Source organism: Desulfosarcina widdelii, from assembly GCF_009688965.1.
Classification (GTDB): Bacteria; Desulfobacterota; Desulfobacteria; order Desulfobacterales; family Desulfosarcinaceae; genus Desulfosarcina; species Desulfosarcina widdelii.
This window is the reverse complement of record NZ_AP021875.1, coordinates 280714-307247: the sequence shown is the minus strand read 5'-3', so window position 1 is coordinate 307247 and position 26534 is coordinate 280714. Positions and strand designations below refer to the sequence as shown.

Here is a 26534-nt window from a genome sequence, read left to right as displayed (position 1 = left end):
AAATCGGATCGCGGCTGGAAGCCGCTCCGTAAATCCCTTAATCCCTTAATTCCGGAATCTCTAAATCCGGAATCCCGGAATTCCGGTAACCGTATTCCGTCCTCTGACTTCAGTCCTCCGGCCTCCGACCTCAGGCATTAACCATGGTCCCCCTAACCACCCGCTCCCACTACTCCCTCATGCAGGGCACCGATTCACCGGCCGCCATCTGCCGGGCGGCCCGGCGCATGGGATACGACCGCCTGGCCCTGACCGATACGGACAACCTCTACGGCCTGTGGAAATTCTTGCAGGCCTGCAAAGAAGAAGGCCTGGTTCCCATTGTGGGGGCCGAAATCAGCGACCCGCACACCGGGGACCGCGCCGTCTGCCTGGTCAAAAACCCGACCGGCTATGCCAACCTGTGCCAATTGATCACCCGGCGCCAACGCAACCCGGAATTCTCGCTTTCAATCCAACTGCCGCAAATGGCCGAGGGCCTGCTGGTGCTCACCGCCCGGGCCGACCTGCTTGCCGCCTGGCACCACTCCGGGGTCCACACGGCCGCGGCCCTGCCCGGCCGCCCCCTCTCCCCGTTTCACCCGTTGGTGCAAACGGCCCGACGCCTGAAGATCCCCCTGACGGCCGCCCCGAACAGCTTCTTTCTGGAACCGTGCGGATTCGCCGTGCACCGGCTGCTGCGGGCCATCGCCGGCAACACCACCCTTTCCCGCCTCGCCCCCGGCGACACGGCACCCGACACCGCCTGGCTGGCATCGCCGGAGGAATATCGCCGACGGTTCGCCATCTGCCCCCAGGCCGTGGCCAACACCCACCGCCTGGCCAGCGAACTGACCTTCACCGGCCCGGATTCCGGCCTGGTCATGCCCCCCTGGCAGGACCCATGCGGCCGCAGCACCGACGAATGCCTGCGCCGGGCGGCCTATGCCGGCGCCCGCAGGCGCTACGGCGGCGAACTGGGCGAAGGCGTGGTCAATCGGCTGGAGCACGAACTGGCCACGATCGCCGGGATGAACTTCTCGGCCTATTTTCTGGTGGTCAAGGAAATCATATCGAAGAGTCCACGCACCTGCGGACGGGGATCGGCGGCGGCTTCCCTGGTGGCCTACTGCCTGGGCATCACCAATGTCTGCCCGGTGAAGCACAACCTTTACTTCGGCCGTTTTCTCAACCCCGGACGCACGGACCCGCCGGATATCGACGTGGATTTTGCCTGGGACGAACGGGACGCGGTCATCGACGACGTTCTGCAGCGTTTCGGCAACCGGGCGGCCATGGTCGCCAGTCACATCCTGTTTCAACCGCGCATGGCCCTGCGGGAGACCGCCAAGGTGTTCGGCATGCCCGATGCGGAAATCGGCGCGATCTCCCGGCGGCTGCCCTGGTTCTGGCGCCGTGGGGAACTGGATGCGGGGCTGCTGGCCAACCTGCGGCAGCGCCCGGAAACCCGCCACCTGGATTTCGCCCAGCCCTGGCCGCGGATCATGGAACTGGCCCAGCGCATCATCGGCATCCCGCGCCACCTCTCCGTGCACCCCGGCGGGGTGGTGATCACACCCAACCCCGTCGACCGCTGCGTTCCTGTGGAAACCGCGCCCAAAGGGGTACCCGTGATCCAGTGGGACAAGGACGGCGCCGAGGACGCCGGCCTGGTGAAAATCGACCTGCTGGGCAACCGCAGCCTGGGCGTGATCCGGGATGCGTTGGCCAGCATGCGGGCCAACGGCATCGCCTTCGACGAAATGCGCTGGGAGCCGGAGGATGATCCGGATACCCGGGATACCGTGGCCCGGGGCCGCACTATGGGCTGCTTTTACATCGAAAGCCCGGCCATGCGACTGCTGCACAGCAAGGCCGGCCAAGGGGATTTCGATCACCTGGTGATCCACTCCTCCATCATCCGGCCGGCCGCCAACGAATACATCCAGGAATACCTGCGGCGCCTGCACGGCGGGTCCTGGGACCCCATCCATCCCCTGCTGGCCGATGTGCTGGACGAGACCTTCGGCATCATGGTCTACCAGGAGGATGTTTCCCGTGCGGCGACTGCCCTGGCCGGCTTTTCCGACGCCGAGGCCGACGGCCTGCGCAAGATCATCTCCAAGAAGGATCGCCAACGGCAGTTGGCCGACTACCGGGAGCGCTTTCTGGCCGGCGCCCGGAGCCGGGGCGTTTCCACCGACCAGGCCAACGCTGTGTGGGAGATGATGATGAGCTTTTCCGGCTACTCCTTCTGCAAGCCGCACAGCGCTTCCTACGCCCGGGTCTCTTTCCAGGCGGCGTTTCTCAAGACTCACCAGCCGGCGGAATTCATGGCCGGCGTCATCAGCAATCAGGGCGGTTTTTACAGCACCTTCGCCTACGTCTCCGAGGCCCGGCGCATGGGCCTGATCATCGATCCGCCGGACGTCACGGTCAGCCGGGTCCACTGGACAGGCCGGGGGCGGCGGCTGCGCGTGGGCCTGATGGCCGTCGGCGGGCTAAGCCGCTCCACCATGGAAAGGATTCTGCGATGCCGGCGGGCGTCCGGCTTTAGGGACATGGCCGATTTTCTGGAACGGGTGCAGCCGGATGAGGACGAGACCATGGCCCTGATCCACTGCGGGGCCCTGGATGGGCTGGACAACTCCCGTTCGCGGACCCGCCTGGCGTGGGAACGGGTCCGCTGGCAGGCCGGACGGCGGCGTTCACGGGGCCAAATGGAACTGTTCGCCGACTGCGCACCCACCGGGGCAGAAAAGCCGCCGCGCTTCCCGCCGACAGACCCAACAACCCGCCTGCGCCGCGAGTTCACCATCCTGGGCTTTCTGTGCGACCGGCACCCCATCACCCTGTTTGCCGATGCGATCCCGGCCCTGGATACGGTCAAGGCCGACCGGCTTGCGGATCGGGTCGGCCGGCGGATTCGCCTGGCAGCCTGGCTGGTCACCGGCAAGGTGGTGCGCACCAAACGTGGCGACCCCATGGAATTTCTCACCTTCGAGGATGAGACCGGGATTGTGGAAACCACCTTTTTCCCCGAGCCCTACCGGCGCTTCTGCCACATGCTGGACCGCAACCGACCCTACCTGCTGGAAGGAAAGGTGGAAACCAACTGGGGGGTGGCGACCCTAACGGTGGACCGGGTGGGGGTGATCGGAGGGAAATCTATTTTGACGCCTTCTTAACGGCTTTCTGCAGGGCTCCGGTAATCTTTTTCGCCGGCCAGGCAGACACCGACCAGCCGATAGCCATGATCATCAGCCAGACCATCACTTCCCCGCCCTGGCTCAGGTCTCTTCCCCGGGTAACCAGTGGTCCGAGAAACACGGCCATGAGGAAACCGGCGAGAATCCGCCAGGTGTCGTCGGAAAAAAGCAGATAGAAAAAAATATAGGACGCGGTTAAGGGACGTTTTTGCATGGATCCTTGTTTTCTTTAATGATTCGTATCGTGTTCGATTGACACCCGGATGCAGATTGCCTATCTTGGAGCCGTAACATCCGAGACCCGACCATGAACCTGCTGACCAGCTTCAAAATTTTGGGACTGCGCTCCGACGCGGACGAAATCCAGGCCAAACAGGCGTATAAAGCCCAGGTGCGGCGCTGGCACCCGGACCAGTTCCCCGAAGAATCGGGTGCCAAGGCCGAGGCCGAGGAGCAGCTCAAACAGATCAATATTGCCTATGCGCAGATCAAGGAACATCTTACCGTGCATGGGCCTTCTTCGGGCAGCCCTGCGGCTGAGCCCCCCCGGCCGGACACGACCGACCGCGCCCGGCCCGCCTCCGGGCAACCGGAAAAGAAATCCTGGCTCGATGCTCTGTTCGACGCCCTGAACGCCTTTTCCAAAGAGTGGCACCGCGAGCCATCCTCCCCGACCACGGACCGGCGCCCCCCAAACCGCCGAAAAAATTTCGGGGAGGTCCTTGACGAAATGGCCGGCGGAACCATCAAGCCCCCCAAAGGCCGCAACCGAAGGGGCATCCGGCGCAATGCGGCCGGCTACCGGCGCTGCCGCGGCGGTGGCTCCGTGGACGCGGTGGGTTCTGCGGACCGCGTCGGACCGGTCAGGCCAGTGGGCCGGGTCCGGGGGATCGGCCGGCGCCGGTAGGTACTATCCAACAAAGAACGTTTCCCCTCAACCCTCCGATTCAAACGACGCCAGCAAAGCCACCATCAGACGCCATACCTTTTCCACCGACGGCAGATAGAGCCGCTCCGAAGGCGAGTGGGGATTCTCCATGGTGGGCCCCAGGGAAATCATATCCATCCCGGGGCAGCGGTCACCGATCACGCCGCACTCCAGTCCGGCGTGCATGACCTGCACCGTGGGTTCAGCATCAAACAACCGCCGGTACAGCCTCTCGCAGCGTTCGAGCAGCGGTGACTCGCGGTTGACCGGCCATGAAGGATAACCGCTGTTGGTACAAACATTTGCGCCGGCGAGGATACCGGCAGCCTCCACGGCCTGGCAGATCGCGTCCAAACGGGAAGGCACGGAACTGCGCTGGCTGGATGTGATTTGCAGCCGGTCGTCCCGGATTTCGACCATGGATAGGTTGGCGGAAGTCTGCACCAGCAGCGGAAAATCGGGAGACATTTCCACCGGCCCGCTGGGCAGAGCGAGGAGCAGATGGACCACCATGGCTGTATCGGCTTGCGATGCGCAACGGCAGTCCCCGTTTACAGGACCGTTCATTTCGACCTGTATGCATAAATTCGGATCCGTTGGCCGGTATTCCGCCTCCATCAGCCGGCCGGCGGCGTGGAAAGCCTTTTTCAGCCCGTCGACATCCTCCGGGCGACAGGCTACCCGCGCCTGGCAGGAACGGGGAATCACGTTTCGGCCGGTACCGCCGGAAAGCGCCGCAAGCCGAATGGGCGCCACGGCCATGCCGGTCTTCAGCAATCTGGCGAGGATTTTATTCGCGTTGGCCCGATGCTTGGCAATGTCGATCCCGCTGTGCCCGCCCTGCATTCCATCGGCAGACAACGAAAGCAGGGCCAATGGTTCGTCAACGGCCTCCACCGTCAACTCCCGATCCATTGTGGTATTGCGTCCCCCGGCACATCCGACAATAAATATGCCTTCATCCTCGGAATCCAGGTTGATCAGGATGCGGCCGGAAAGCAGGCCGGGATCCATCTGAAGCACGCCGGTCAAACCGGTTTCCTCGTCCACCGTAAAATACAGTTCCAGGGGCGGATGCTTGATATCCGGGTTGTCCGCAAGGGCCATGGCAATGGCGACGGCGATCCCGTTGTCGGCACCCAGGGTGGTTTCCCGGGCGCTCAACCAGTCGCCTTTCTGCTCCATCCGGATGGGATCTTTGGAAAAATCATGGCTGGACCCGGCCTGCTTTTCACACACCATATCCACATGCCCCTGGATAATGACAACCGGCGCCTGCTCGAACCCCTCGGAGGCCGGCACCCGGATCACCAGATTGCCCGCCGCATCCGATTCGTTCTGCCAACCGCGGTCTGAGGCCCAATCCTGAAGCCACCGGGAGATTTGCTGTTCGTTTTTTGAACAGCGCGGGATTTGGTTGATTTTTTCAAAACAGTCGATCACCGTGCGGGTTGCGGCATCCATGCGTCGGTCTCCTTTGGATGAGGTAGGCGGAAGCCTAAAAGGTGTTCAAGATATGAAAAAACAGGCCGATATGCAAGTTAGAACAACAGGCGCAAAACCGGGAGCCATACAAGGGGTTACGACAGACGCCATGAACACCAAGCTGCTGATGATCATCGCATTCGCGTTTTTTCTGTCCTGGAGAAAAGCGGCGGACGACTTTCTTCTGTTCTGTACGCTTTTTGCCGCAGGTCTTTGGATTTGCGTGCTGATCTATCGGATGGAAAATCCCGGCGCCACCATCACCGACGATGAATAAGACCGCCATCGAATCGGGCCGATAACCGTCCAAAATCCTTGTGCCACCATCGACCGTAGACTATAAACGCTTTTCCAGGCATTCCAGCACGGCCTGGCAGCTTCCGGAAGATGTCACCAGCAGGTGCTCTTCGATCCGCTGGCCGTTCAGGTAGTCATTGAGGTAAAATTTCTCGCCACTGGCTTTATACAGCTGACCGCCTGCCGCTTCGACAATCATGCGGGTGGCGGCCAGATCCTGGAACGACTCGTTTGCGGTAATCGCCACATCCGCCCGCCCCATGGCCACATAGCACAAATGCGCGCCTGTACAGCCCAGGTTCCTGATTTTTCCGGGAAACCGGGAGAGATAATGCTGGTGGAATCTCGAGAAAGTGAACATCACACTCTCGTCGTCGATGACGCGATCATTGGCCATGCGAATGCGGTCCTCTCCCCAGAAGGCGTCCCCGCCGGCCCTGGCGTGAAAGAGATCCCCGGTGGCCGGCATGAAAAAGGCGCCGAAGACCGGCCAGAAATTTTCCAGCAGCGCCAGGGACATACCCCAAATGGGAATCCCCGCCTGGTAGTTGTCCACCCCGTCGATGGGATCGAAAATCCACAGGTATCGCCGACTGTCATGTGTATAGGCGGTATCCAGCGTTTTGCTGGTGAATATCAGATGGTCGGGGAACCGGCTTCCCAAGGATTGCGTGAAGCGTTGGCTGATCTGCAATTCCGCCCGGGTGACCAGACCCTGGTCGAATTTGTCCGATCCCCGGCCTTTGCCGTATCGCTCCATGGCCGTCTGACCGGCAGTGCGAATGGCTTCGATGGCAAACGAAGTCAGGGCTTCAATTCCATGGGTTGGCGCCTGTGACATGTATTCCCCTCCTGATTGTTTGTAAACAAAAGTGGAGCGTACTACAAATTATCGGCGTTGACGGACGCAAAACACCATATGCTCGACCGGCGGAAGCCTCGTGGGACGAGGGGTCCGCCGGCAGAAACAATCAACGGTTTGATTTTAGCAAATGGGAGCTTTGCGTCGAACGGCAGTCGCTGACGTCTGGAAACTGTCATAGGGTAACGAATCGGGCAGTAAAAAGTTTGGCTGGCAGGAAACGAAGTACCATGTCTTACCGATTCACCCGCTGTCGAGATCTGTTTAGGGGGTCGGCTATTTTTTCTTCGAAGCGTACCCGTCCGCGTACCATCCACCGCCTTTAAGTTCGAAACTGCAAGCGGAGATAATTTTTTTGGCCTTTTCATGGCATTTGGGGCACTCAATCGAATCGGTATCCATCCTTACCAGTTCTTCGGTAATATGTCCGCACTTGCATTGAAATTCGTAAACCGGCATCTAAAAATCCTTTCTCAGCCAGGCCTTTCTCGGTCGGGCAATCGGAAACGGTGGCTTTGAGGGCCTTTTTCGTTTGCCAGAAACTTAGTTCCGTTTCAAAGCCTTGTCAATACCCGAATCCCGGTGGTGGGCGCCACCATCACCCGTAAAAAACCGGCGGATCCGAAAAATGTCATCCGGACCCGCCGGCAGAAACACTCCCACAAGGAAAACTTATTGGCGCTCTATCTTTATCACCCGATACCCGGCATTGCGGCGTTTTACCAGCAACTGAATATCTTCTTTCTCCTGATACTTTTTCATCAGCCGGGCAAAATCGCGGCTGTCCTTCACCACGTTACGGTTGATCTCCTTGATCACATCCCCCGGGCGGACATCGGCCTCCCGGGCCGGACTGTCGTCCTTGACGTCCGTGACCAGCACGCCGTCTTCCTTTCCGTCGATGCCAAAGCGACGGGCGATGTCCGAATCCATGTCGGTCACTTCGATGCCCAGTTCGCCATTTTCACGTTCACTGGAGGCCACGATAGGTTCATCGTCATCGCGTTTGGCCAGGGTAACCGTCACCGTTTTTTCCCTGTCGTCCCGTATCAGTTGGATCTTGGTTTTATGCCCCACCGGCGTGTTGGCGATCATGGCGGAGAGGTCCCGTCCCGTTGTCACTTTCTGACCATCCACGGTCAATATGATGTCATTGACCTTGATACCGGCCTTGTCCGCCGGGTCACCTTCGAACACCTGGGTGACCAAGACCCCTTCTTTGGTCTTCAGGCCGTAGTATTCGGCCAGTTCCGGTGTCAGATCCTGGATGCCGACACCCAGCCACCCCCGGGTGACCTCGCCCTTGTCTTTGAGCTGCTTGATAATCCCCTTGGCCAGGTCGACGGGAATGGCAAAGCCGATGCCCTGGCCGCTGGCGATGATGGCCGTGTTGATGCCCACCACCTCCCCATCCATATTGAGCAGGGGACCGCCGCTGTTTCCCGGGTTGATCGATGCGTCGGTCTGGATGAAATCGTCGTAGGGCCCCGAGCCGATGATGCGGCCCTTGGCGCTCACGATGCCGGCCGTTACGGTCTGCTCCAGGCCGAAGGGACTTCCGATGGCGACCACCCAGGTACCCACTTTGAGTTTTTCGGAATCACCGAGTTCCAGGGGCTTGATGTCTTTGGCGCCCTCGATGCGAATCAGTGCCAGGTCGGTTTTGGCATCCCGGCCCACCAGTTCGGCGTCAAACTCGCGGTCATCGGCCAGGATGACCTTGATCTGGTCGGCATCTTCGATCACATGATTGTTGGTGACGATGAATCCCTGGTCATCGATAATAAATCCAGACCCCAGACTGCGCTGCTTGAAATCGCGCTGAGTCCCGTCTCCTTTAAAAGGTCCGAAAAATTCTTCAAAGGGATTGTTGTTGCCGCCAAAGGGCTTGCCGAAGAAATGCCGAAAAACGGGGCTGCCCCCTTTTATGGTTTTTACGGTGCGAATATTCACGACCCCCGGCTTTACCGCTTCGGCAAGTTCGCTGAAACTTTCCGGAGCGGAAAAGGCAAAAGCGCTTTTGACGCCCGGTACGGCAGTGAAAATCAGCGCAACCGCCGTCCAGACAATAAAAGCACCTCGAAAATACCGAAACCCTGCTTTTGATCCAATCATATTGAACCTCCTGAAACACCGCTTAATGGTTGTCGAAACAGTAACCAAGTGCCCCGCGTTTTTTGCGGGGCACCCATTCTTACGAACTCGTAAATGGTCGTTTTTCATGACAGTAATCTATTTCCATACGATTACGTCAATATGACAATAAGATTACCAAATGGTAATGAAAATCGGCACCAACGCGGCGGTTTTGCCCGAGCACCGATTTTAATCGTTTTCTTATTCGTCGATTGAATCGCCGGAAGGTAGTTTGGAAACCGGCTTTTCGTCCAGTTGCTGTCGCAGCGCCAAGCCGATCTGCTCCATTCGGTAGGGTTTTTTGATGTAGGCTCCGGCACCTAATCGCTGGGCCTCCTGGACCCGTTCGGATTCGGAAAAACCGCTGGCGATTACGGCCTTCTGGCCTGGAGAGAAGGCCAGAATCCGACGGTAGGTTTCAAGACCGTCCATTCCCGGCTCCAGGATCATATCGAGGACCAGGATATCCATCGGTTGTCGTTGGAGGAAGACCACCGCTTCTTTGCCGCTGGCTACCGTCTCCACCCGATAGCCCAGTCGTTTCAGCATAAAGGCGGCCAAGTCCCGCTGCTCCTTGATGTCGTCCACGACCAATACGGATTCGCCCGTGCCACGATAGCTTTCCAGGGGCTGGGCTTCGATTTCCAAGGCCACATCCTGCCGGGTGATCGGGAAATAAAGCTCGAATTCGGTTCCCTGGCCCTGGGTGCTGTGGGCGTCGATGTACCCGTTGTGATCTTTCATGGTCCCCCATACCACCGCCATGCCCAGGCCGGTACCGCTGCGCCCCATCTTTTTGTTGGTGTAAAAGGGCTCGAAAATTCGTTCCAGATCGGTTTTCGAAATGCCGGTGCCGGTGTCGGTCACCTTCAGCAGCACGTACTCCCCCTCGGGTATGGTTTCGAATCCTTGAATCGGACGGTCCACGTAACGATTTTGGGTGGTCAGGATAATATCGCCGCCTTCGGGCATGGCTTCGGCGGCGTTGGTGACCAGGTTCATGACGGTTTTTTCCAGGTGCAGCGGTGAGCCCATTACGTTGAACGCCGTTGTTGACAGGTTTGATTGGATGGATACCAGCGGATGGATCGATTTAAGATTCGCCATTTCCGGACTGTCCAGGTAATCGCGAACGACGCGGTTCAAATCGGTAACCTCGGAAATAGCTACCCCACGCCGGGCCAGGGTCAGCAAATCCTGGACAATGGCGGCCGCCCTTTCGCCGGACTTCTTAATGGTTTCCAACAAAAGACGCGATTCACTCTTTTCGGGCGTATCCATCAGCAGCAGTTCCGGATAGCCCACCAGACCGGAAAGGATGTTGTTCAGATCGTGGGCCACACCGCCGGCCAGGGTGCCGATGGCCTCCATTTTCTGCGCCCGCTGCAGCCGGGACTCCATCTCCTTCATGGCCGTAATGTCCGTTGCCACCCGAAGTTGAACGATGCGCTGGTCTTCCCAGACGATGGCGCGGGCATAATTCAGATACCAGCGGTTGTTGGTCGGATTCTTTTCCTCCCAGGTGCAGCTTGGCCCCGGCTGGCCGTTTTCGTCCAGCAGTTGCCGGTTCCGGCAGCCAGCGCAGATCGTGTCCCGGTCGAAAATCGCTTCGTGGCATTTTTTCCCGACGATATCCTCACCGTAGGTCTCTTTCATGTGCCGGTTGGCCATCAAAATAACGCGCGTGTCGATATCCGACACGTGAATATGATTGTCGATGCTGTCCATGACGGACTCGAGCTGGTTGTGGCTGGTCAGCACCTTCTGCTCGGCCTGCTTGCGCTCCTGAACCTCTTTATGAAGATCACGGTTGATGCGCTGCAGCGTGGCTGTGCGTTCTTCCACCCGCTTTTCCAGGTTCTGATTGGCCGCTTCGGTTCTGTGCTTCTCTTTTTCCAGCAGTGTGGTGAGAAAAAAACTTCTGCGCTCCTGCGTCTCGATGGAATAACAGATCAGCATTCCCAGCAGGTTGATGCCCAGAAAGTGGGCGCCGAATATCAATTGAATGCTGCCGGTGGTTTCCATGAGTAAAAACATGGCCGCCTGATAGCCGGCGAATACGAGAAGACCGGCAACGGTGGCGGTAACGAAGCGGGCGTGGATAAACGTGTAACCGAAGAAAATGCAGAAAATCGTCCCCACCCCGTAAAAATAGGACTCGGGCGGCGGTATGATCACCACCATGGCGACATAGGCAAAACCGGTCACCATGATGTAAAAAGCGTTGGCCGCCTGCCAGACCCGGCGGTAGGCGGCGGTGTAGGAAAACACCAGCCCCAACAGAAACACGGGGCACACCAGGGCGTAGCGGATAAACCACAGCGGATAGATCAGCTCCGGGAACACCAGAGCGTCCAAAATGCCGAAGATGCCGAAAAACAGAATCGCGTATAACTTGCATCGCCGCAGATGGTCGAGGGAATTGTCGAAATAGGCCTCTCGAAAAGGCTGTTCCAGGGACTTATGGCTGCCCGAGAAGGCCAATGTCAGCGGATTGAGGCTGACCCTCAAACGGCTGTACCGAATGGCAACGCTTACTTCGTTTGGCTTGTCGTTCATAAATCACCGTGGGTCGATTTCGGCAGCTCGGAGATACAGGCGAAAGGAAGAAAGTGGGCTAAGCGAGCGTTGCAAAATCAGCAGGCTGTTGCAGCGAACTTGCCCTCGGGCAGGCTGAGGGTGAAAATGCTTCCTTTTCCGGGAGTACTTTCGACAAGAATTTTTCCATGATGCGCTCGGGCAATGGCAGCAGCCAGGCTCAATCCCAGTCCGGACCCGCCGGCCGCCCGGCTCTGATCGCAGCGATAAAACCGGTCGAATATTCTGGAAAGCTCATGGCTGTGGATGCCAATACCATTGTCCCGAATGGAAATGTTAATCCTTTCACTATCTTTGATATCACGAAAGCCGCAGATGTCAATCTTTCCGCCTGCCGGTGTATACTTGATGGCGTTGTCCAGAAGATTGGCCATGGCCCGTTGAAGCATCCTCAAATCCCCGTCGACCATCAACGCATCGGGCATGTCACAGTCCATGGAAATGCCTTTGTCTTCGGCAAGCGGGCCGAAAAGGGCCAAGGCAGCGCGCACCATCCCGGCCATGTTCACCGGATGCGTGACCATGTCGCCGGCGCCGGCTTCGGTTTTGGAAATGACCAGCATGGTGTTGATCATGTCCAGCAGCCGGTCGCACTCTTCGATGGTGCTGCCGGCCAGGGCCATAAGGTCGTTCCTGCCCCCGTCGGTGGAGAGGCTGATCTCGGCCATCCCCCGGATACGGGCCACCGGGCTTTTTAAATCATGAGCGATATTGTCGCCCATCTCGCGGATGCCGGCGACCAATTTCTCGATGCGGTCCAGCATCTGGTTGAAGGTCACCGCCAGCCGATCGATCTCTTCGTGCCTCGCCGTGATCGGGACCCTTTTGCCCAGGTCCTTTTCCGATATCTGCCGGGCGGTGCGGGTGACCGCCTCCACGCCGGAAAGTGCCCGGCGGGCCATGAACCATCCCACCAGAACGGCGATCAGAATCAGCACGGACATGGAAATCAGAAACAATTTTTTGAAAATGGCGATAAAGGCCGTATCGCTTTCCAGGGAATAGCCCAGTTGGACGACGATGCCCCTGCCGATGATGCCATAGCCGATGCGAACCCGATCGCTGCGTCCAGGAAGGTCCACAGTTTCGTAAACCCGGCCCCGTTCGGCAATCAATCGGTCGACGGCCCTGCGGTTGACGCCGATCTGCCGCCAGTAAGACATGTTGGATGAGGAAAAGGCCACGCCGCTGGCATAAAGCAGGCGAAAGAAGACCTTCTTTTCGCCTGCGGCCTGGGACTCGATCAGCATGGCCGCCTTGACCTCTTCGATTCCCTGAAGGTTGTAAATGGCCTCAAACTCGGCAATCTTATCGGAAAGACGATTGTCCAGGCGCTGTTTCAGGTGAGTGGTGATCAACACGTAGAAAAAAAGAAATGCCAGGCCGGCGGACAGCGAAAAAATGGCGCCGTACCACAGGGTCAGCCTGAAGGACAGCGTTCGGGGCAGTTTAATCGTTGTGGCGAAGGACATACCCCACCCCGCGGACCGTGTGGATCATTTTTTCCGTAAAGTCCCTGTCGATCTTGTCGCGCAGACGGCAGATGCGGGCCTCGACCACGTTGGTCTGCGGGTCGAAATGATAGTCCCAGACGTGCTCCATGATCATGGTCTTGGAGACAACCCGGCCGGCGTTGCGCATGAGGTACTCGAGCAGAGAGTACTCCAGCGGCTGCAGTTCGATTTTCTCTCCACCTCGGCGAACGTCCCGCGTCAGGATATCGATGGTCAGGTCTCCATAGGTCAGACGGGTGGGCTCCCCCGCGCCGCTGGCGCGCCGGATCAGGGCCTGAACGCGGGCCAACAGTTCGGAAAAGGCGAAGGGCTTGCTCAAATAGTCGTCCCCGCCGATCTGGAGCCCCCGGACCCGGTCGTCGATTTCACTTTTGGCGCTGAGAATAATTACCGGCGTCATCACTTTTTCTCGCCGCAGCCTTCCGATCAGACTCAACCCGTCCATTTTGGGCAGCATGATGTCCACCACGGCCGCGTCGTAGGGTTCGGTCAGGGCCATGTCCAGTCCGGCGCTGCCGTCCGTTGCGTGGTCCACGGCAAAACCTTCGGATTTGAATCCCTTTTTCACGAAAGAGGCGATTTTTTCGTCGTCTTCAACCAGCAAAAGCCGCATCACGGTTCCTTACTCGAGTTCAGGTTTTGTTGATTTACGGGATAACATAATCGTGCCGGCACCGCTTGGCAAGATCGGGCCTTGCGGCGCAACCATCGTTCTTGACAAAACCAATGCCCGCTGAAACAGTAGAAGCCATCTCAAAAATGTCTTCCAGCCCAATATCTGTGTTGGATCAGCAATTAAATTCGGTATTGAAAATGGGAACGACAATGAGCAAAGAAACCATGCAGCTACAGTGGTCGGGAACGTTCGTCGAGTTGTGCATGGGCCGCGTCAACCGCAGCCAGAAAGCCAAAATCGATTCGCATTGCCCCGACTTCGAAAAGGATGTTCAATCCGGGTGGTACGAGAACGCTCAGCTTCTAAAAGCCGGATTCGGTGCGGAAAACTGGTGGTCCGTCGACGATCTGGATCATGTCATGGGGCTCGTTTTCGCCAACCGTACGGAACTTGAAGCGGCAATGAAGAATATCCGGTTTATCATCTCGGGCAAACCGTCCACCGTGGATCCCGACGCGTTTCAATTGAGTTTTTACGCCCCCGAAGACACGGAACCGGTGGCTGAAGAGGAGCGGGTCGTCTGCCACGGCGCCCGGCGGGAGGCGCAGCTTCGGTTGACGGCGGATTATGAGCCGCCTTTCGATCCATCGCTGGTTACCCTCTCATTTATCGACTACCCGGATGTCGGGCTGGTTCTGATCGATCTGGACTACGACGGATACGACGACGTCAGCTATACCTTTGGCCGGACAACTTACCTGCAGCCACGTTTTTTGTGAAAGGATCACATCGATGACACTTCAAGACCAATTGAAAGCCGATCTCAAGGCAGCCATGAAGGCCAAGGATACCGCCAGAAAGGATGCCATCCGGGTCGTGATGGGGGAAATGGCCCGTTCGGACAAAAAGGAGTTCTCCGACGATGAAATCGTCCGCATCCTCAAAAAACTGATCAAATCGGAAAAGGAGATGCTGGAAAAGAGTTCTCAGGGAGATTCTTCCGCCTTTATCGACATCATCGAGGCCTACCTTCCGCAAATGGCAACACAAGAGGAAATTCGCAGCTGGATCGAGGCCAACATCGATTTTTCCGCCTACAAGAACAAAATGCAGGCCATGGGCGCCATCATGGCCCACTTCGGATCTTCGGCGGACGGCAACCGTGTCAAGCAGGTGTTGCAGCAAATCCCCGGTTAAGGCGCCCCAAAAATCCCCACCACCGCACCGGTCATGCAGGTCGCCAGGATTCCGGCCACCACCGAGCGCAGACCCAGAGCGACGATCTCGCTGCGTCGTTTCGGTGCCATGGTTCCCAGGCCGCCGATCATGATCCCCAGGCTGCCGGGGTTGGCGAACCCGCACATGGCGTAGGTCATGATGAGCAGGCTGCTTTCTCCCAGCGTGCCGGCCGGCAGGCGACTGAGTTCCAGATAGGCCAGCAATTCGTTGAGAACGATCTTAACACCCATCAGGCTGCCGGCAGTGGCTGCCTCGGCCCAGGGGACGCCCATGAGCCAGACGACGGGGGCCATGATTGCCCCCAGGACCCGCTGGAGGGTCAAAGGGCTTTCCCCAAAGTCGGGCAGCAGGCCCAGCACGGCATTTAGCAGGTGAACCAAGGCCACCAGCACGACCAGCATGGCGACGATATTGATCAGCAGTTCGACGCCCTTAAGGGTGCCGCGGGTTATGGCATCCATGGATCCGGTAACCTCGGACGATGCGGCCAGCGCTCCACCGGTGGGGGCTTTTGTTTCGGGAATCATGACTTTGGCGACGGTCACGGCAGCCGGAACGCTGATGATGGAAGCGGTGAGAATGTGGCCCATGACACCGGGAATGATATCGCCCAGGATACTGGCATACAGGACCATTACCGTTCCTGCGATGGTTGCCATGCCCGCCGTCATCAGGGTGAACAGTTCGCTGCGGGTCATCGCTTCCAGGTAGGGCCTGACGAAAAGGGGCGACTCCACCATACCCACGAATACGTTGGCCGACACCGCCAAACCTTCGGCCCCGCCGACGCCCATGGTTTTTTTCAGGCACCAGGAAAAACCCTGCACCACCAGCGGCAGGATGCGCCAGTGAAACAGCAGGGAGGACAGGGCGCTGATCACCAGGACCAGCGGCAGGGCCCGGAAGGCCAGAATAAAGGAAGCCCCGGGATAGGTCTTGGTAAAGGGCAGTTCGCCGCCGCCCAGGTAGCCGAACACGAAAGAAGTACCGGCTGTGGTTGCCGCGACCAAAGCCATCACCGCTTCGTTGAGCAGCAGAAAAAACTGCATACAGGCCGGCAGCTTCAAAAGCACCAGTCCGAGGAGCAGTTGGGCGCCAATGCCTACGGCAATCAGTTTTACCGATACCCGCCGTCGGTTTTCACTCATCGCCCAGGCCAGCAGAATAAAAACCGCCAACCCGGCCACTCCCCTGGGCATCACGAGTTTCCGCTCCTCATCCGCCGTCCCGGATCAACACCTGCGCGATCCCGAGGTCGTAGGCACGCTGGGGGTCGAATTGACCCCGCTGGCCGTAAAGCACCCGGGCCTGCTGAATGGCACTGTAAGGCACCCAGCCGTGATCGTTCCAGATGCCCGGGTCGTCCTCGTTTCTCATTCTGAATTCAATTTCCCCGTTTTTCTCGCGCACATACATGCGTACCCGTTTGTTGTCGGGAAAGGGGTAGTAATAGATGCCAACCTTATCTTTCATCGAACGGATTGTCCTTGCAGTAAAAAGTCATTATTTCTCGCATCGAACGCCATCAGAAAAGGTCCTTGTCCCGGAGAGTCGATGCAGCCTGCCCGCCGATGCGGGTGACCCGGGAAATGGCCTGTGTCAGGTGGAAACCGGTCTCCTGGGGAACGCCGGAGCGAATCATCACCAGAGCCATATTGATTTTTTCGCCGATCTCATGCCATCGCCCGTCGCCGGTGACCCTTCCGGCCAGCTCCGATTCACCGGCAACCAGGCGGGCAAGGGTCTCCAACAAAAACACGCCCTGCTGCCGTCCCGCCCCTTCCATGGCCGCCACCTGTTCGGCAATCTGGCAGATCCAGATCAATCCGGACTTCACCTTTTCGCTCTGGGCATAGGCCGAAACGGCCCGCTTTATGCCGTCAGGGGAATCGGCACCATGCTTAGGCGGTGTTTCCAAAACCATGGGCTGCCTCTCTTTGCAAATGGAACTGTCCTATCGAATATTTCGCCTTTTTCAAAGTTTTTTCTTTTCAGCAACCGGGTTCTGGGATACCTTTTTCGAACGGGCCCCGACCCGAATCCCATGCCTGAATCGCGGCGGCGGGCGCTTTCCGATCGCCTTTAATCACCCCTGGGAGTTCTTCGGATGAAACCACAATACCGATTAAAGCACCTCGCCATGCCCGGGGGAGGATTGCGTTCCGGTCAAACGACCGGGTTGGCCCTGGAGACGCCCTCGGCCGGCCATCGCCCACTCCAGGACGTGCTGAAGGAAAGAGAGCTTCAGCTATCGGCGATCATCCAAGCCTTCGACGGCTTCGTCTTCATGTGCACCCGGGACTACCGCCTGGAGTTCATGAACGACCGGCTGATCCGCCGAACCGGCTTCGACGGCACCGGCCAGCCCTGCTATAAGGTGCTGCACAATCAGGACCGGGTGTGCCCCTGGTGCCGAAACGAGCGCATATTTACGGGCGAGACCGTTCACTGGGAAGTGAAAAGCCCCAAGGATCAGCGCTGGTATTACGTCATCGACACGCCCATTTTTCACACCGACGGCAGCATTTCCAAGTTCGGCATGATGATCGACATCCACCAAAGAAAGGCCGACGAGCAGGAGCTGGAGGAAAATCGCCGCAACCTCGAGGAAATTGTTCACGCCCGAACCCGGGACCTGACCCTGATCAACGAGCATCTTCTGGACGAAATCGAGGAGCGCAAAAAAGTCGAGAAAACGTTGCGGGAAAGCCAGGCGCGGCATCGCATCATCTTCGACGGTTCCAGGGATGCCATCTTTATCAGCGCTTCCGACGGCACCATCATGATTTTCAACCGCAGCGCCGCGCAATTGACCGGCTACACGCCGGAAGAGCTTCGCAAACTCAAGATTTTCGATCTTTACGCCAAGGTGGACCCCAACCGCCACAGCAATTTTTTCAAGCGCATCTGGACCGGCCAGTCCATCTCCGGCGAGGCCAGAATCGCCCGCAAGGACGGCCGCAGAATCTACGCCGAATTCAGCAGCCGCAAAATCGTCATCGGCGGGCGGGCCTGTGCCCACACCATTGTCAGGGACATCACCGCACGCAAGAAGTCGGAAGCCGCCCTGCGCCGCAGCGAAGCCAAGTACCGGGAGCTGGTGCAGAACACCAACAGCATGATCGTTCGCTTCGATCCCATGGGCCGTATCACGTTTTTCAATGAGTACGCCCGCAAATTCTTCGGATTTCCCGGAAGTGAAATCATCGGCCGCAATATCCTGGGCGCCATCATCCCGTGGCGCTCGTCGTCGGGACGGGACTACCGCTCCCTGATCATGGATTTTCTCAAGCACCCTGACCATTACCCCACCAATGAAATCGAAAACGTCCGCCGGGACGGAACACGGGCCTGGATTGCCTGGACCAACAAGCCGGTGCGCAATAAAGACGGTCGGGTCGTCGAAATTCTGAGCGTCGGCGTCGACGTGACCCAGCGCAAACAGGCTCAGGAACAGGTGCAATTTCTCACCCATCAATTAATTAAAGCCCAGGAAAACGAACGCCTCAAGATATCCAGGGATCTTCACGATCACATCGCCCAGGATCTCTCCACCTTGAAAATCAGCTTGGAAACCCTGTTCAGGGACCAGCCCGCAGAAATCCGCACCAAAGTAGGCAAACTCTCCGGCATCCTGCAGCGCTCCATTGCGTCGGTCCGGGACATGGCCTACGACCTGCGCCCCCCCGGCCTGGATCAACTGGGCCTGGTCAGAACCCTGTACCTCTATTGCGAGGAATTCTCCAAATCAAGCCCGGTCGAGATCGATTTTGCCGCTGCCGGTGTGGACGAGTTGAACCTTGAATACGAAACGGAGATCAATATCTACCGCCTGATCCAGGAAGCCTTGAACAACATCAAACGCCACGCCGAAGCCGACCGGGGGACGATCCGGCTGGTGGCCTCGTCTCCCCATATCGTGATCCGCATCAAGGACAACGGCAAGGGATTCGACGTCATCCGCCGCCGCAAACAGGCGTTGAAGGAAAAACGCATGGGGCTGCAGAGCATGGTGGAGCGGGTCCGCCTGCTGGAAGGAAAAATCGACATCCAGTCCCGGCCCGGCAAGGGCAGCTACATTCGGATCGAAATTCCTGTCAAGGAGAAGTCCAGTGTCTTCTAAAAAGAGCGTTCTGATCGTCGACGACCATCCGCTTTTCCGGGAAGGTCTCAAGTCCATCATCGCCGGGGACCGGCATTTCGTTGTCGCAGGCGAGGCCGGAGACGCACGCAACGGGTACACAATGGCCAATAAAATCCGGCCCGACGTCGTCCTCGTCGATATTTCCCTGCCCGACGAAAGCGGCATGCAACTGACCCGGCGGATTCGAAAGGCGCTGCCCTCCACCCGCGTCATGATCATCAGCATGCATTCGAAAATCGATTATATCGTGGAGGCATTTCAGGCCGGTGCAACGGGCTACGTGGTCAAGGATTCAGCCGCCAGCCGCCTGATTCAGGGATTGCATGCCGTCACCGGAGGCGAGTACTTTCTGGACAGTTCCATTTCCCACGAAGTGGTGGAGCGCCTGATGAAATCTCCGGTCCGCGAGGCGCGGGTCAGCGACAGCGATTACGGGCGCCTGACGCCCAGAGAGCAGGAAATTATGCGCATGCTGGCCGAGGGGATTGCGAAAACGGAAATCGCCGACCGCCTGTGCATCAGCGTGAAAACCGTCGAGAATCACCGCTCCAACATCATGAAAAAACTCGACCTTCACAGTACCATGGATCTGGTGCGATATGCCGCCAAACTGGGGCTTATCGATGTCGATCTATGGAAAGAGTAGCCAATCTTGACGACTTCGTAAAAAGCCCGATATCTTCGCTGCGCTTCATCCCTCGTCACTGCGGAGTACTTTCAGATACGCCTCATTCCTCGGGGCTCGCAAGCCTCGATCTCGGCCTTTTTACAAAGTCGTCTGGAAAGCGACTTTTTGCGACACCTTCAATTTTTCCGATAGGAATTTTATCCATCTCACCCCCACATCTTGTGACCGCTTCCGTTCTCATCCCCAAGTTTTCTCGTGAACCGGGAATTTCTCCCGGAAAACGGTAAAAACTCCCGTAAAATTGAGACATCTCCCTATAGACTTTTTGTTTTCTGCCGATAATATGGCCATAGCAGAGAAAAGCCTGTTGTCCGTATTGGGGTGGACAAAAGGCCGAGTCTGCCAACATGGCAAAGCAGACGCCAGGAAAGGAGAACACCATGATATCTTCTCCGTGTAAAACTTGCGAAAGACGGAACGACCCGAAAGACGAATGCCTGAAGAACTGCAAAATTCTTCACGACGTCCAAGAGTTCCACCTGATGACCGCGAAAAATGTCTGTTACAGCGCCATCGACTGTACCGAGGAGAGCCGTTACCAGATCAAATCGCCGTCTGCAGCCATGATGAGCCCTTTCTAAGAACGAGAGACAATGATGACAGATCGATTCCGGTTCGCGGCTGACGGCAAACGGATACCGCATCCGCCCGGCAGCCCATCCCCCGACGCTGACGGAAACGACAGGGACGCCAGACCCGACTCGAGAGATCAGGTCGACATCATCGCCATGGTGCGGAGTCTTCAGCGTACCGCCGGATTGAACGACTGTTTTCGCAGAGGCCGGGCCGATTGCGACGACATCCAGTGCCATTGGCGGAGCTATTGCCTGGGAGGACTGCCGGACCAGGAGACGTCGGCCAAGGGTTCAGCCATCCGTAAGCCGACGGAGCGCTCAGGCGAGAGTTTCGATTTTCATAAGAGATGAAGCGCTTTCGCCGTCGCCCAGAACCGTTTTAAGCGTTCTTCCAACTGCCCATGGCAGTGGACCCTTCTGATCGACCAGTGGCCGGGCAGCAGTCTTCGATAGCCGGCGTCGGTAAAGCGCCGGTCTACGAGCAGCAAGCATCCCCGGTCCCGGCCGGTTCGTATGACCCTTCCGGCGGCTTGCAAAACCCGGTTGATTCCCGGATAACGGTAAGCATAGTCGAACCCGGTATCCTTTTCGTCGAAATGTCGGCGGATCAAATCCCTTTCCGGACAAATGGCCGGCAGACCTACCCCGACGATGACAGCACCGCTGAGCCGTTCGCCGACCAGATCCACACCTTCACCGAATACGCCCCCCATGACGGCAAAACCCACCAGGGTGTCGCGGTTTTGTTCCGAAAAACGGTCCAGAAACCGGTCCCGCTCGGCGTCATCCATCTCCGGTGACTGGATCGCAACCCGAACCCTTTTTTCCAGCATTTCAAAGCGTTCGACCACCATGGTCATATAGGCATAAGAGGGGAAAAAGCACAGGTAGTTGCCTTTCTTGCCGGCAGCGAAGGTCCGGATCAGTTCGGCGATGGGTTCGACGCTTTTCTCGCGCTGGGTAAAAAGGGTGGAAATGCCATCGGCAACCAGCACCTGCAGGTTGTCGCGGGGAAAAGGGGATCCGATGCCCAGTTTGGCGGCGCTGTCGCTGCACCCGAAAATCTCCTGAAAATAGCCCGGCGGCGTGAGGGTGGCCGAAAAGAATACCGCCCCACGGCCGCGCTGCAGCGCGGCTTTCAACTGGCTCGACGGGTCCAGGCAGAACAGCTTGACCTCCAGATTCTTGCCTGCCGCAGTATAGCAGGATACATAGCTGTTGTCGTAGCACTCCAACACCCGGCAAAAGGCACCTGCCTCGAAATAAATTTCCAGGAGAAGCTCCCGCCAGGGGGCCGGCCGGTTTTTGGCCAGCCAGCGTTCGGATACCCTTTGAAAAACACGCAACAGCGGCTCCAACCCGTCGGGCGGGTGGGGGTCGGATTGAAATCCGCCGCAAGCCACTGCCTGTTTGCGGGCCGCCAGCATCCAGGTGTTGATTTTGCCTGCGGCCCGGTAAACGGCCGGCAGGCCGCTTTTCACCGCCTGCCGGAGTTCCAGGAACGCGGACTTGTTCAATCGGGCGGAGAACATCTCGCGGGACCGGTCCACCAGATTGTGGGCTTCGTCCACCAGAAAGGCATAGGCGCCGCTCTCCTCGTCGAAAAAGCGCCGGAGATAGACCCGCGGATCGAAGGCATAATTGTAATCACAGACGATGCAATCGGCCCAGCAGGCCAGTTCCAGAGAAAGTTCGAAGGGGCACACCTCGCGGTCCCGGGCAACGGCCTCGATGGTCGCGCGGTCAAGGTTGTCGTATGCAAAGGCATCTTGCAAAGCATCGGGCAGACGGTCAAAATGGCCCTTGGCGTACTCGCACAGATCCGGGCTGCAGGCAGCATCGGGGCAAAAACAGATGTGGTCTTTGGCGGTCAGGCAGACCCGTTTCAGCCGAAGCCCCTTTTCCTGAAGCAGGTTCAATGCGCTAATGGCGGCGGTTTTTCCGGTGTTGCGGGCCGTGAGAAAAAAGATCCGGTCGGTGTCGCCGTTTCCAATGGTTTTGATCGCCGGAAACAGCGCCGCCATGGTTTTGCCGATTCCGGTGGCGGCCTGGATCAGGGCCTGGCCGCCGTCCCGTAAGGTCCGATACACCGCCACCGCCATGGTCCGCTGCCCGGACCGATAGGATGCAAATGGAAAATCGAGTTCACCGATGGTGGTGTTGCGAAGCTTTCGCCAGCGCACCTGGGTCGTGGCCCAGGCGAGATATCCGTCGACCAGATCCCGGAAAAAGGATTCCAGTTCGTCCCGTGCAAACGTCTCTTCCCGTTCCAGCGTTTCCTTGCTGTCCACATTGCAGTAGGTCAGCCGGACGCCCACTTCCTCCAGCTTCCGCTCACAGGCCAACAAATACGCATAGGCCTTGGCCTGGCCCCAATGGCACGGATCGGACCGATCTTCGAGATCGACCAGTTCCCGGGTGGTGGACTTAATCTCTTCGACAACGGTACCTCCTTCTTCTTCGAAAACCCCGTCGACCCGCCCGCCGACCGCCAGCACCAGGTCTTCGGTTTCCACCTCCAGAAAAACCGGCACCTCGGCCCGGTAGCCTTCCGGCCGCCGGCGCTGAATGTCGCGATGGATGCGGATGCCGTCCAGGGATCGACCCGGAGAGGAAAAGCGCACGTCCAGATCGCCGCTGCGCAGCACAGACGTCACCAGAGTCGTGACGGCGATTGGATGTCTTTGTTTCTTCAAAGGCCCTTTCCTTTTCAAACCGCTTGGGCTTGCCATGAGGGAAAACGGGCACTACTGTATGGACCGAATTCGTTGCGGTCAAGCCAACAAACCGGCACGGCCCCGCAAAAAAGAGAATATCAATGGTAAATCAGGGAGAAGCGCCATGGAATCACGCCCGCTGGGAAAAACTGACATTCACCTGTCGCCGATCATCATGGGCACCTGGCAGACCGGCAAATCCATGTGGACCGGAATCGACGACGCCCAGAGCGAAAAAGCGGTCCGGGCCGCCATGGACGCCGGCATCACCGCCTTTGACACGGCCGAGGCATACGGCAACGGACACTCGGAAAAGGTGCTGGGTAAAGCCATCGGCAGCCGTCGCGACGAAGTGCAGATCCTGTCCAAGGTATTTTCCAACCACCTCAAGTACGACCAGGTGGTGGGGGCCTGCAACCGTTCGCTTAAAAACCTGGGGACCGACTACCTGGACCTTTACCAGATCCACTGGCCTCCGGGATCGTTCGGCGCCAAACCGGTGCCCATGGAAGAGACCATGCGGGCGTTGACGGATCTCAAGGATCAGGGGAAAATCCGCGCCATCGGCGTGTCCAACTTCTCTTTGGACCAGCTCAAGGCCATATCCGAAATCGGCCCCATCGAAAGTCTCCAGCCACCCTATTCCCTGTTCTGGCGGCATGTGGAACCCGATACGCTGGCCTGGTGCCAGGCCAACCAGGTGACCATTCTGGCTTACTCACCCATGGCCCAGGGATTGCTCACCGGCAAATTCGGCCCCGACCACCGCTTCGAAAAAGGCGATCACCGCAGCGGCAACCGCCTGTTCCATTCCGATGTATACCCTCATGTGCAAAAGGCCCTGGAGGCCCTGCGTTCCATGGCCGAAGAAAAAGGCATCACCATGGCCCAATTGGCCCTGGCCTGGGTCATCGCCAAGCCTGGGGTCTGCGCCATTGCCGGCGCTCGCAATGCCGACCAGTCGACCGACAACGCCCGAGCGGCCGACGTCCGGCTGACCGACGCCGAACTGGAAACCATGGACCGCATCAGCCGCCCGGTCGTTGATCTCATCGACGACAACCCGGTCCAGTGGAAATGGTAGGCGGCCGGAGAACTGCGAACCGTGAATAATCCCGCCTCCTCCAAAGGCCCCTTGCTGTGCCCCCGCTGCCGGAAACTGGTCAGTGCCGACGAAAGCCGATGTCCTTACTGCGGCCTGACTGCACCGGGATCACGCTGGAGACACGGTTTAGGCACTTCGCTGCTGATGGACGGGAACCGGCTGATCCGGGCCATTCTGGTCGTCAACGTCGTCTTTTACCTGCTCACCTTGATGTTGAGCGGCCGCGGCATGCACCTGAGCGCCAACCCCCTGGCATTTCTGGCACCGTCTTCCAGAGGACTGATGGCGCTGGGCGCCACCGGCACCATCCCCATCGACGGCTACCACCGCTGGTGGACATTGATCGCGGCCTCCTATCTCCATGGTGGCCTGCTGCACATCCTGTTTAACATGCTGGCCTTTCGCCAGCTCGCCCCGTTTATCGTTCAGACCTACGGCACCCATCGCATGCTGGCCATTTACACTCTCACCGGAGCAGCCGGTTTTTTGCTTTCCTACCTGGCTGGGGTCCGCTTTACCATCGGGGCCTCGGCCGCCATATGCGGGCTTATCGGAGCAGCCCTTTACTACGGCAAAAGCCGCGGCGGCCTTTACGGCCAGGCGGTTTACCGCCAGGTGGGCGGCTGGGCCCTGTTCATCATCCTCTTCGGTTTTATCGTTCCGGGAATCAATAACTGGGCCCATGGTGGAGGTATGGTGACCGGCATCCTGCTGGGGCTGGCTTTGGGTTACCGGGAGCGTAAGCGGGAAACCGCTGTTCACCGCTGGCTGGGCATCCTGTGTTTTTTCAGCACCCTTTTCGTGCTGGTATGGGCCGTTTTCAGCGCCCTGGTTCTCAGATAGCTTCTACGGATCAACGGTTTCATCCGGCCACCACTACCAGAATTTTCGGGCCAGCCTCGCGGTCTCTTCCGGAGCCGTGAAGGTGGCCATGTCCCCCAGCATCACCTCGAAACCGGTGTGGTCGCTTCTCACCCAGGGCGCGTAATTGGACCGAACCACCATCACGGCCCTGATTTCCAGGGCGCTGTCTTCCCGCTCCACGCTCAAAAGGCCGAAGTTGTAACCGTTGCGGTACAGGCTGCGATAAAGCTTTTGGATGCGGATCATCCCGGCAGCCAGGTGGTGCCAGGCATCCTCTTCAACGGCCAGCAGGGATGATTTTCCGGGGCAGATGGCCCAGACTTCGAAAAAACCCTCAGGGGCAAAAGCGGCCACCCAGGTCCAGGGACCGGTACGGCCGATCACGCGCTCGCCCATAGCCGTCTCTCGCTGAACATACGTTTCGAACAATCCCCGCCCGGTGGCCTGACGGTGGGCAAGGGCGCGTTGGGCCAGGAATCGATGGTGGTTGGAAGCCACAGCATCGGCCTGCACCTGGAGATGGGGATGAACCAAAGAACCCCCAGCCGACGGCAGATGGTTCTGGGTGATGGCCATGTAGACCGCCGACGGATCGTGCCGCTTGATCCGCTTCAAATAGTCGGCGCAGTTGATCAGACAGTCCGCGTAGCTCTTTTCGCTGGCCGTACCGATCTCCACGTAATGGCGCTCATCGAACAGGCTGAGCGCCGACCAGGCCCCGTAGGGGAACAGGTTGGGAAACAGCAGGGATTGCCCTCGAGATATGCGTCCATCTTGGTGAATCTCAGGGATCAACCGCGGGGTGCGCTCCAGCACCTGAGGACGGCAAAAGGGGCAGCGTTCTTTTTGGCCGGCATCCGGCGGAGGGGGCGGCAGGCGGTCCGTTCCTGCCTCCGTTTCGTTGATCCGGCTGAAGGCAATGCGGCTGGTTCGACCGGAAACGGGGCTTTTGCGGATTTGAATGGTGCGTTCGACAGATTCCCCGGACGGCTCCAGCAGCCGGGCCCGTACGGTTTCCATGGCAAACCAGTCATCGACAACCCTGTTTTTCGCCACCGCTTCCTCCTTTCGTGGATGGAAATCAGCCTATCACAGGGCCGTCGCCACTTCAAACCGGTCCCATTGGGCAGTTTCAGCGGGCATTGGCAGTCGGGCTTGTCCCGACGCATGCTCAACTATTGATTTTTGAAATCAACCATACTATCTTTGCCGTCCATTGGGGATCGATTTCACCATGAGGAGGAGAAATTGGCAAAAGCACCCTTGAAGTATCAGTTGATCAATCCGCTAAAAATCAAGAGTGAGCAGTCGGATCTGGATTTTACCGCGGCCCGGTCCATGGCCGAGGAAAAGGTGAAATCCCTTTGTCCGGATCCCAAACTGGTTTCCTGGTACGATGCCACCACCGGCGAATCGCACCCCAAGGCCGAATGTGCCGGCTCCGGCAAACCGGGATGGCTTAATTACGCCGAATCCTGCAGATGCGATACCACTGTCGACATCAATGACGAACAATACGTTTTCATTTACCTGACACAGCCGTAATCCCCCGACCACCGATCCCCCGACAACCGAAGT

Annotated in this window: 26 protein-coding genes; 12 read left to right on the top strand and 14 right to left on the bottom strand. The window is 58.4% G+C overall.

What is annotated here, in order from left to right:
- Window positions 1-143: 143 nt before the first annotated feature.
- Complete coding sequence (locus GN111_RS01485) at window positions 144-3167, top strand: DNA polymerase III subunit alpha (protein ID WP_155302049.1); 3024 nt, start codon at window positions 144-146, stop codon at window positions 3165-3167.
- Here GN111_RS01485 and GN111_RS01480 read toward each other — a convergent pair.
- The gene (locus GN111_RS01480; RefSeq protein WP_155302048.1) at window positions 3148-3402 is read right to left on the bottom strand and encodes a hypothetical protein; all 255 of its coding nucleotides are present in this window, start codon (window positions 3400-3402) and stop codon (window positions 3148-3150) included. The two genes, GN111_RS01485 and GN111_RS01480, sit on opposite strands and share 20 nt — an antisense overlap.
- 93 nt (window positions 3403-3495) lie before the next feature.
- Here GN111_RS01480 and GN111_RS01475 point away from each other — a divergent pair, with 93 nt between their 5' ends.
- Window positions 3496-4095 (top strand): J domain-containing protein, encoded by a 600-nt coding sequence (locus GN111_RS01475; RefSeq protein ID WP_155302047.1) that lies wholly within the window; start codon window positions 3496-3498, stop codon window positions 4093-4095.
- Between the two features lie 27 nt (window positions 4096-4122).
- On the opposite strand, the gene GN111_RS01470 is transcribed toward GN111_RS01475, so the two are convergent.
- Entirely contained in the window at window positions 4123-5580 is a 1458-nt protein-coding gene (locus GN111_RS01470; RefSeq protein WP_155302046.1) for an aminoacyl-histidine dipeptidase, read from the bottom strand.
- A 52-nt stretch (window positions 5581-5632) separates the two neighbouring features.
- Here GN111_RS01470 and GN111_RS01465 point away from each other — a divergent pair, with 52 nt between their 5' ends.
- Window positions 5633-5878, top strand: a complete 246-nt coding sequence (locus tag GN111_RS01465) for a hypothetical protein (RefSeq protein WP_155302045.1) — start codon at window positions 5633-5635, stop codon at window positions 5876-5878.
- A gap of 60 nt (window positions 5879-5938) precedes the next feature.
- On the opposite strand, the gene GN111_RS01460 is transcribed toward GN111_RS01465, so the two are convergent.
- The 6 genes from GN111_RS01460 to GN111_RS01435 form a co-directional block, all read right to left on the bottom strand.
- Window positions 5939-6739 (bottom strand): inositol monophosphatase family protein, encoded by an 801-nt coding sequence (locus GN111_RS01460; protein WP_155302044.1) that lies wholly within the window; start codon window positions 6737-6739, stop codon window positions 5939-5941.
- 297 nt (window positions 6740-7036) lie between these two features.
- The gene (locus GN111_RS01455; RefSeq protein WP_155302043.1) at window positions 7037-7219 is read right to left on the bottom strand and encodes an FmdB family zinc ribbon protein; all 183 of its coding nucleotides are present in this window, start codon (window positions 7217-7219) and stop codon (window positions 7037-7039) included.
- Window positions 7220-7432: 213 nt separating this feature from the next.
- On the bottom strand, window positions 7433-8875 hold the full coding sequence (locus GN111_RS01450; protein WP_155302042.1) for a DegQ family serine endoprotease: 1443 nt from the start codon (window positions 8873-8875) through the stop codon (window positions 7433-7435).
- A 222-nt stretch (window positions 8876-9097) separates the two neighbouring features.
- Complete coding sequence (locus tag GN111_RS01445) at window positions 9098-11455, bottom strand: ATP-binding protein (protein WP_155302041.1); 2358 nt, start codon at window positions 11453-11455, stop codon at window positions 9098-9100.
- Window positions 11456-11532: 77 nt separating this feature from the next.
- On the bottom strand, window positions 11533-12966 hold the full coding sequence (locus GN111_RS01440; RefSeq protein WP_155302040.1) for an ATP-binding protein: 1434 nt from the start codon (window positions 12964-12966) through the stop codon (window positions 11533-11535).
- Window positions 12944-13621 (bottom strand): response regulator transcription factor, encoded by a 678-nt coding sequence (locus GN111_RS01435; RefSeq protein ID WP_155302039.1) that lies wholly within the window; start codon window positions 13619-13621, stop codon window positions 12944-12946. The genes GN111_RS01440 and GN111_RS01435 overlap by 23 nt, the downstream gene beginning before the upstream one ends.
- 212 nt (window positions 13622-13833) lie before the next feature.
- Between GN111_RS01435 and GN111_RS01430 the strand changes: the two genes are divergently transcribed.
- Both GN111_RS01430 and GN111_RS01425 read left to right on the top strand, forming a co-directional pair.
- Window positions 13834-14403, top strand: coding sequence for a hypothetical protein (locus GN111_RS01430; protein WP_155302038.1), 570 nt, complete (start codon window positions 13834-13836; stop codon window positions 14401-14403).
- 13 nt (window positions 14404-14416) lie between these two features.
- Window positions 14417-14821: a GatB/YqeY domain-containing protein gene (locus GN111_RS01425; protein WP_155302037.1), complete on the top strand. Its 405-nt coding sequence runs from the start codon at window positions 14417-14419 to the stop codon at window positions 14819-14821.
- Here the strand turns inward: GN111_RS01425 and GN111_RS01420 are convergent.
- From GN111_RS01420 to GN111_RS01410, 3 genes are read right to left on the bottom strand one after another with little or no spacing between them, the layout of a single operon-like run.
- Complete coding sequence (locus GN111_RS01420) at window positions 14818-16062, bottom strand: NupC/NupG family nucleoside CNT transporter (RefSeq protein ID WP_155307878.1); 1245 nt, start codon at window positions 16060-16062, stop codon at window positions 14818-14820. The genes GN111_RS01425 and GN111_RS01420 overlap by 4 nt on opposite strands.
- Window positions 16063-16078: 16 nt before the next feature.
- Window positions 16079-16336, bottom strand: coding sequence for a hypothetical protein (locus GN111_RS01415; RefSeq protein WP_155302036.1), 258 nt, complete (start codon window positions 16334-16336; stop codon window positions 16079-16081).
- Window positions 16337-16388: 52 nt separating this feature from the next.
- Window positions 16389-16787, bottom strand: a complete 399-nt coding sequence (locus tag GN111_RS01410) for a hypothetical protein (RefSeq protein ID WP_155302035.1) — start codon at window positions 16785-16787, stop codon at window positions 16389-16391.
- Window positions 16788-16970: 183 nt separating this feature from the next.
- On the opposite strand from GN111_RS01410, the gene GN111_RS01405 reads away from it, so the two are divergent.
- Together GN111_RS01405 and GN111_RS01400 are read left to right on the top strand one after the other, a co-directional pair.
- On the top strand, window positions 16971-18986 hold the full coding sequence (locus tag GN111_RS01405; protein WP_155302034.1) for a PAS domain-containing sensor histidine kinase: 2016 nt from the start codon (window positions 16971-16973) through the stop codon (window positions 18984-18986).
- Entirely contained in the window at window positions 18976-19653 is a 678-nt protein-coding gene (locus GN111_RS01400; RefSeq protein ID WP_155302033.1) for a response regulator, read from the top strand. Before GN111_RS01405 ends, GN111_RS01400 begins: the two co-directional genes overlap by 11 nt.
- An 82-nt stretch (window positions 19654-19735) precedes the next feature.
- Here GN111_RS01400 and GN111_RS01395 read toward each other — a convergent pair whose 3' ends face one another.
- Window positions 19736-20077 (bottom strand): hypothetical protein, encoded by a 342-nt coding sequence (locus GN111_RS01395; protein ID WP_155302032.1) that lies wholly within the window; start codon window positions 20075-20077, stop codon window positions 19736-19738.
- Between GN111_RS01395 and GN111_RS01390 the strand changes: the two genes are divergently transcribed.
- Both GN111_RS01390 and GN111_RS01385 read left to right on the top strand, forming a co-directional pair.
- A complete protein-coding gene (locus GN111_RS01390) occupies window positions 20076-20276 on the top strand; it encodes a hypothetical protein (protein ID WP_155302031.1) in 201 nt (66 codons plus the stop codon). The two genes, GN111_RS01395 and GN111_RS01390, sit on opposite strands and share 2 nt — an antisense overlap.
- Before the next feature lie 12 nt (window positions 20277-20288).
- Window positions 20289-20621, top strand: coding sequence for a hypothetical protein (locus tag GN111_RS01385; protein ID WP_155302030.1), 333 nt, complete (start codon window positions 20289-20291; stop codon window positions 20619-20621).
- Here the strand turns inward: GN111_RS01385 and GN111_RS01380 are convergent.
- Entirely contained in the window at window positions 20609-22966 is a 2358-nt protein-coding gene (locus GN111_RS01380; protein ID WP_155302029.1) for an ATP-dependent DNA helicase, read from the bottom strand. The genes GN111_RS01385 and GN111_RS01380 overlap by 13 nt on opposite strands.
- 145 nt (window positions 22967-23111) lie before the next feature.
- Here GN111_RS01380 and GN111_RS01375 point away from each other — a divergent pair, with 145 nt between their 5' ends.
- Together GN111_RS01375 and GN111_RS01370 are read left to right on the top strand one after the other, a co-directional pair.
- A complete protein-coding gene (locus tag GN111_RS01375; RefSeq protein WP_155302028.1) occupies window positions 23112-24071 on the top strand; it encodes an aldo/keto reductase in 960 nt (319 codons plus the stop codon).
- A 21-nt stretch (window positions 24072-24092) separates the two neighbouring features.
- A complete protein-coding gene (locus GN111_RS01370) occupies window positions 24093-24935 on the top strand; it encodes a rhomboid family intramembrane serine protease (RefSeq protein ID WP_155302027.1) in 843 nt (280 codons plus the stop codon).
- Between the two features lie 33 nt (window positions 24936-24968).
- Here GN111_RS01370 and GN111_RS01365 read toward each other — a convergent pair whose 3' ends face one another.
- Window positions 24969-26012 (bottom strand): galactose-1-phosphate uridylyltransferase, encoded by a 1044-nt coding sequence (locus tag GN111_RS01365; RefSeq protein ID WP_231715642.1) that lies wholly within the window; start codon window positions 26010-26012, stop codon window positions 24969-24971.
- Window positions 26013-26204: 192 nt separating this feature from the next.
- On the opposite strand from GN111_RS01365, the gene GN111_RS01360 reads away from it, so the two are divergent.
- Window positions 26205-26501: an AF1514 family protein gene (locus tag GN111_RS01360; protein ID WP_155302026.1), complete on the top strand. Its 297-nt coding sequence runs from the start codon at window positions 26205-26207 to the stop codon at window positions 26499-26501.
- Window positions 26502-26534 lie beyond the last annotated feature (33 nt).

What these genes read in the sequence shown, in the direction of transcription:
- GN111_RS01450 (WP_155302042.1), bottom strand. Translation starts at nt 8,875, where the DNA reads ATGATTGGATCAAAAGCAGGGTTTCGGTATTTTCGAGGTGCTTTTATT.
- GN111_RS01385 (WP_155302030.1), top strand. Translation starts at nt 20,289, where the DNA reads ATGATGACAGATCGATTCCGGTTCGCGGCTGACGGCAAACGGATACCG.
- GN111_RS01420 (WP_155307878.1), bottom strand. Translation starts at nt 16,062, where the DNA reads ATGCCCAGGGGAGTGGCCGGGTTGGCGGTTTTTATTCTGCTGGCCTGG.
- GN111_RS01445 (WP_155302041.1), bottom strand. Translation starts at nt 11,455, where the DNA reads ATGAACGACAAGCCAAACGAAGTAAGCGTTGCCATTCGGTACAGCCGT.
- GN111_RS01375 (WP_155302028.1), top strand. Translation starts at nt 23,112, where the DNA reads ATGGAATCACGCCCGCTGGGAAAAACTGACATTCACCTGTCGCCGATC.
- GN111_RS01480 (WP_155302048.1), bottom strand. Translation starts at nt 3,402, where the DNA reads ATGCAAAAACGTCCCTTAACCGCGTCCTATATTTTTTTCTATCTGCTT.
- GN111_RS01440 (WP_155302040.1), bottom strand. Translation starts at nt 12,966, where the DNA reads ATGTCCTTCGCCACAACGATTAAACTGCCCCGAACGCTGTCCTTCAGG.
- GN111_RS01475 (WP_155302047.1), top strand. Translation starts at nt 3,496, where the DNA reads ATGAACCTGCTGACCAGCTTCAAAATTTTGGGACTGCGCTCCGACGCG.
- GN111_RS01425 (WP_155302037.1), top strand. Translation starts at nt 14,417, where the DNA reads ATGACACTTCAAGACCAATTGAAAGCCGATCTCAAGGCAGCCATGAAG.
- GN111_RS01460 (WP_155302044.1), bottom strand. Translation starts at nt 6,739, where the DNA reads ATGTCACAGGCGCCAACCCATGGAATTGAAGCCCTGACTTCGTTTGCC.
- GN111_RS01455 (WP_155302043.1), bottom strand. Translation starts at nt 7,219, where the DNA reads ATGCCGGTTTACGAATTTCAATGCAAGTGCGGACATATTACCGAAGAA.
- GN111_RS01405 (WP_155302034.1), top strand. Translation starts at nt 16,971, where the DNA reads ATGAAACCACAATACCGATTAAAGCACCTCGCCATGCCCGGGGGAGGA.
- GN111_RS01430 (WP_155302038.1), top strand. Translation starts at nt 13,834, where the DNA reads ATGAGCAAAGAAACCATGCAGCTACAGTGGTCGGGAACGTTCGTCGAG.
- GN111_RS01415 (WP_155302036.1), bottom strand. Translation starts at nt 16,336, where the DNA reads ATGAAAGATAAGGTTGGCATCTATTACTACCCCTTTCCCGACAACAAA.
- GN111_RS01390 (WP_155302031.1), top strand. Translation starts at nt 20,076, where the DNA reads ATGATATCTTCTCCGTGTAAAACTTGCGAAAGACGGAACGACCCGAAA.
- GN111_RS01485 (WP_155302049.1), top strand. Translation starts at nt 144, where the DNA reads ATGGTCCCCCTAACCACCCGCTCCCACTACTCCCTCATGCAGGGCACC.
- GN111_RS01395 (WP_155302032.1), bottom strand. Translation starts at nt 20,077, where the DNA reads ATGGTGTTCTCCTTTCCTGGCGTCTGCTTTGCCATGTTGGCAGACTCG.
- GN111_RS01465 (WP_155302045.1), top strand. Translation starts at nt 5,633, where the DNA reads ATGAAAAAACAGGCCGATATGCAAGTTAGAACAACAGGCGCAAAACCG.
- GN111_RS01410 (WP_155302035.1), bottom strand. Translation starts at nt 16,787, where the DNA reads ATGGTTTTGGAAACACCGCCTAAGCATGGTGCCGATTCCCCTGACGGC.
- GN111_RS01470 (WP_155302046.1), bottom strand. Translation starts at nt 5,580, where the DNA reads ATGGATGCCGCAACCCGCACGGTGATCGACTGTTTTGAAAAAATCAAC.
- GN111_RS01435 (WP_155302039.1), bottom strand. Translation starts at nt 13,621, where the DNA reads ATGCGGCTTTTGCTGGTTGAAGACGACGAAAAAATCGCCTCTTTCGTG.